We start from the raw sequence: 4,785 nt of genomic DNA, 5'->3' as shown, positions 1-4,785 counted from the left end.
GCACCGCTTCCGGTTCATATCGCCCCGGCCTGCTTTGCGCGGCCGGGGGAGAATTTTATGTACAAGCTTTATACCCGTCCTGGCAGCGGCGGCTTCGTCGTCGAGGCAGCGCTGGCGTTGGCGAATGCACAGTTCGAGCAGATCGACGTGCCGAAGACCGACCGGCCCGACCCCGCCTTCCTCGACATCAGTCCGTTGAACCAGGTGCCGGTGCTGACCTTGCCGGACGGAAGCTCGATGACGGAATCGGCGGCGATCTGCATCCTGCTTGCCGAGCGTCATCCCGATGCCAATTTGGCGCCGGCAGCAGACGCGCCTGCCCGCGCCGATTTCCTGCGCTGGATGGCCTTCATGTCGTCGGTGCTCTATCCGGCGGTGCTGCGTTTCTACTACGCATACCGCTACACTGCCGATCCCGAAGGCACCAAGGCGGTCAAGCAGGCAGCCGTGGCCGAGATGGACCGTGGCTTTGCCGTTCTGGATGCCGCGCTTGAAGGCCGTGACTGGCTGGTCGGCGACCGGGTGTCGCTGGCCGACATCTATCTGGTCATGCTGGTGGCCTGGCATCCCGACATCGACAGCGCGCGGACGGCATGGCCGAACATTGAACGCCTGTGGGCGCGGCTGCGCGACCATCCGCTGATGAAGACGCTCAACACCTCGCACGAGATGTGGCCGGGCTGAAGCTCAATTTCTGAGCACTGCCCGCTTTTCCTGCAGGAAGCGGCGCACCGCCGGGTCGCGCTCGAGGCCGATCGCCCGGTCATAGGCTTCGCAGGCTTGCAGTACCTGACCAAGCCTGGCCAGGAGACCGGCGCGTGCGGCCCAATAGGGCTGATAGTCATCAAGCCGTTTGTCGTCGCCCAGCACGTAGAGGGCCGCCAATCCCGCCACTGCGCCCTCGGCCTCGGCGATCGCCACCGCGCGGTTTATCGCCACCACCGGCGATCCTGCGATCGAAAGCAACGCGTCGTAGAACTCGCGGATCGCCGCCCAGTCGGTGCGGCCGGTCAGCCGTCGTGCCGCATGCGCGGACTGCACGGCCGCCTCAAGCTGGTAGCGGCCGATGATGCCCTTGGCCGCGGCGTGGGAAAGCAGCGCCTCCGCCTCATCGATCAGGGCGCGGTCCCATAGAAGGCAATCCTGTTCCGCCAGCGGCACGAAGTCGCCGGCGGCGCTGCGCCGTGCGGCGCGGCGCGACTCAGCAAACAGCATCAGCGACAGGAGGCCCAGCGCCTCCGGCTCCTCCGGCAACAGCGAAGCCACCAGCCGGCCGAGCCAAATGCCTTCGGTCGCCAGATTGCGCCCTCGCGTCTCGGTGCCCGCCGGGTCGGACCAGCCTTCGGCGAAGGCGGCGTAGATCGCTTCCAGCACCGCATCCAGCCGTTCGCCGAGTTCGGCCTGCTCCGGCACGCGGAACGGAATACCGGTTTCACGGATGCGGGACTTGGCTCGCACCAGGCGCTGGCCCATCGTTGCCGGCGAGACCAGGAAGGCGGAAGCGATCGTCGCGGCGTCGAACCCCAGCACCGTCTGCAGGATGAGCGGCGAACGCACGCTCGATTCGATCGCCGGATGGGCGCAGGCGAACATCAGCCGCAGCCGCTCGTCGGGCAGGTCTTCGTCGGTCATGCGCGCCTCCGCTTCCTCGGCAATCAGCTTGAGATGCTCGCGGCCGGCCTCGCTGGTCAGCCGGCGCCGCACCGCATCGACGCGGCGCCGCCTTGCCACCGCCAGCAGCCAGGCTTCCGGTTTCTTGGGTACGCCGGTTCTTGGCCAGCGTTCGAGGGCGGCGGCAAAGGCATCGGCCAGCGCGTCCTCGGCTGCGGCCACGTCGCGCGTGCGGGCCGCGAGCCAGGCGACAAGCTTGCCGTAGCTTTGCCGGGCGGCGGTTTCCGCTGCCGCCCGCGCGATCTCCAGGCCACTTTCCATCACATGGTCTGTTCCCAGATCGGCCGCAGCTCGACCGTGCCGGCGCTGGCCGCGGGGCAGCGCGCCGCCCAGGCGATAGCGGCATCGGCATCCTCGGCCTCGATCATGTAGAAGCCCGCAAGCTGCTCCTTGGTGTCGGCATAGGGGCCATCGAGCACGTTGGTCTTGCCATTGACCATCCGCACCGAAGTGGCGGCCTGGGTCGGCTTCAGCCGGTCGCCGGCCAGCCAGGCGCCGGACTTCTTCAACGCATCGGTATACGCGCCATAGGCAGCGCTGATCTCGTAGGTCTTATCGGTCGGCGCGGCCGCCATCGCGGCTTCATTGACGTAGATCAAAAGCATGTATCGCATGGTCTTCTCCCGTTGTTTCGAAGGCTGCTTCGTTTGCGAGCCGGACGTATGTCGCGCGGCCCTGGCCGATTTCGACAGGCATTGGAAAAATCTTTCGGCTCCGAAGACATTTCACGCAAGCGGCCATCTGTGCATCCCGCACTCAACCATTCGTCTAACGCATGGGATTGCGGGTTGGCATTTCCATCTCGCTGTCTAAACTCGCTTCTGTTCGCGTCAGGGAGGTGATGCGGCTGCTATTTCAGGGAGGAAATCAGATGTTCCATTTCAGGACGAAACTTGTTGCGGCCGGCGCCGTGGCGCTGTCGCTTGGCCTAGGCGCTGTTTCCGCCAAGGCGCAGGAATTCATCAACGTGCTCACCGGCGGCACATCTGGCGTCTATTATCCGCTCGGCGTGGCACTGTCGGAAATCTACGGCAAGGGCATCGAAGGTGCCCGCACCCAGGTGCAGGCAACAAAGGCTTCGGTCGAAAACCTCAATCTGTTGCAGCAGGGCAAGGGCGAGATCGCGTTTGCGCTGGGCGATTCCGTCAAGCTGGCCGCCGAAGGCAATGCCGAGGCCGGTTTCCCCGGCAAGCTCGATAAGTTGCGCGGCATCGCAGCCATCTATCCCAACTACATCCAGATCGTCGCCAGCCGGGAGTCCGGCATCAAGACGCTGGCCGACCTCAAGGGAAAAAGCCTGTCGGTCGGCGCGCCGGCCTCCGGCACCGAGCTCAATGCCCGCGCCATCTTCGCCGCCGCCGGGTTGAAGTATGAGGATCTCGGCCGGGTCGAGTATCTGCCCTTCGCCGAATCGGTCGAGCTGATCAAGAACCGGCAGCTCGACGCCACGCTGCAATCGGCCGGGCTCGGCGTCGCCTCGATCCGCGACCTCGCCACCTCCGTGCCGATCAATGTCGTGGCGGTGCCGGCCGAGGACGTCGCCAAGATCGGCGCGCCCTATCTGTCGGTGGTCATTCCCAAGGGCACTTATGAAGGCCAGAGCGAGGATGTCGCCACCGCCGCCGTCGGCAATTTCCTCATCACCCGCGCCGATGTCTCCGACGAGACCGCCTACCGGATGACCAAGCTGATGTTCGACCATCTCGACCAACTGGCCGCGGCGCATGCCGCCGCCAAGGCGATCGACCCGGCCAAGGCGCTCGACGGCATGCCGGTGCCGCTGCACCCCGGTGCCGAGCGATACTACAAGGAGAAGGGCTTGTTGAAGTAGGGCGGATCCGTCGGATGACCGAAGCAACGTCTGGAACATCAACCGACGGCAAATCCGCCACCTTCCATCTGCCTGCCGTCGAAGAACAGGTCGAAGGGCTGCCGCCGGGCTTCGGCGACGGCCTTGCGGGCAAGGCCGCCTTTCTCATCGCCGTCGCCTTTTCCGTGTTCCAGATCTATGTCGCCGCCTATGGCAGCATTCCGAGCCAGGTGGTGAGGGCCATGCATGTCGGCTTCCTGCTGCTGCTCGGCTTTGGCCTGATCGCCAATCTGCGCGCCAAGAGCATGCCGGCGAAAGCCGCGTTCTGGACGCTCGGGGCGCTCGGCTTCGGCACCGGCCTCTACAATTGGGTGTTCTACACTGATCTGATCCGCCGCTCCGGCTTCCTGACCACGCCGGACCTCATCGTCGGCGCGGTGCTGGTGGTGCTGGTCTTCGAGGCAGCGCGGCGGCTGATGGGCCTGCCGCTGGCGGTCATCGCTTTCATCTTTCTCGCCTACTGCTTTTTCGGCAACCATTTGCCGCCGCCGCTCATCCATCGCGGCTATGATTTCGCCCAGATCGTCGACACCTTCGCCTACGGCACCGAAGGCATCTACGGCACACCGATCTATGTCTCGGCTGCCTACATCTTCATCTTCGTCGTCTTTGCCGCCTTTCTCGAACGCGCTGGCATGATCGCGCTGTTCAACGATTTCGCGCTTGGCCTGGTCGGCTCGTGGCGCGGCGGCCCGGCGCAGGTCTGCGTGCTGTCCTCGGCGCTGATGGGCACCATTTCCGGCTCGGGTGTCGCCAATGTGGTGGCCAGCGGCCAGTTCACCATCCCGCTGATGAAGCGCTTCGGCTTCCGCTCGGCTTTTGCCGGCGCCGTCGAGGCGACCTCCTCGATGGGCGGCCAGATCATGCCGCCGGTGATGGGCGCGGTCGCCTTCATCATGGCCGAGACGCTGAACGTGCCTTATGCCGAAGTGGTCAAGGCGGCGATCATCCCGGCGCTGCTCTATTTCGGCGCCTGCTTCTGGCAGGTGCATCTGGAAGCCGGCAAGGCGGGCCTGCACGGCATGGCCAAGGCCGAGCTGCCCAATCCGTGGGACGCGGTGCGGCAACACTGGCCGCTGGTGCTGCCGCTGGCCGCGCTCATCTACCTGCTGTTTGCCGGCTATACGCCGATCTTCGCCGGCACGATGGGCCTGGCGCTGACCATCGTGCTCATCCTCGGCACGCCGTTGGCGGCAGCGATCGGGCCGCTGGCCTTCCGCATCGTCTTCTGGATCGCGCTCGGG

5 protein-coding genes are annotated in these 4,785 nt (G+C 65.5%); 3 read left to right on the top strand and 2 right to left on the bottom strand.

What is annotated here, in order from left to right; all coding sequences use genetic code 11:
- The first annotated feature begins 57 nt into the window (after nt 1-57).
- Nucleotides 58-684 (top strand): glutathione S-transferase family protein, encoded by a 627-nt coding sequence (locus EN969_RS17400; RefSeq protein ID WP_063170412.1) that lies wholly within the window; start codon nt 58-60, stop codon nt 682-684.
- A 3-nt stretch (nt 685-687) separates the two neighbouring features.
- On the opposite strand, the gene EN969_RS17395 is transcribed toward EN969_RS17400, so the two are convergent.
- Nucleotides 688-1,932, bottom strand: a complete 1,245-nt coding sequence (locus EN969_RS17395; protein WP_063169654.1) for an RNA polymerase sigma factor — start codon at nt 1,930-1,932, stop codon at nt 688-690.
- Nucleotides 1,932-2,285, bottom strand: coding sequence for a YciI family protein (locus tag EN969_RS17390; RefSeq protein WP_013528640.1), 354 nt, complete (start codon nt 2,283-2,285; stop codon nt 1,932-1,934). The genes EN969_RS17395 and EN969_RS17390 overlap by 1 nt, the downstream gene beginning before the upstream one ends.
- 257 nt (nt 2,286-2,542) lie before the next feature.
- Here EN969_RS17390 and EN969_RS17385 point away from each other — a divergent pair, with 257 nt between their 5' ends.
- Together EN969_RS17385 and EN969_RS17380 are read left to right on the top strand one after the other, a co-directional pair.
- Nucleotides 2,543-3,502 (top strand): TAXI family TRAP transporter solute-binding subunit, encoded by a 960-nt coding sequence (locus tag EN969_RS17385; RefSeq protein WP_063169653.1) that lies wholly within the window; start codon nt 2,543-2,545, stop codon nt 3,500-3,502.
- Between the two features lie 14 nt (nt 3,503-3,516).
- A partial coding sequence (locus EN969_RS17380; RefSeq protein WP_127419268.1) for a TRAP transporter fused permease subunit occupies nt 3,517-4,785 on the top strand: 1,269 nt, incomplete at its 3' end.

The organism is Mesorhizobium sp. M7A.F.Ca.CA.003.01.2.1 (genome assembly GCF_003998945.1).
Classification (GTDB): Bacteria; Pseudomonadota; Alphaproteobacteria; order Rhizobiales; family Rhizobiaceae; genus Mesorhizobium; species Mesorhizobium ciceri.
This window is presented reverse-complemented; position numbering and strand designations above follow the sequence as displayed.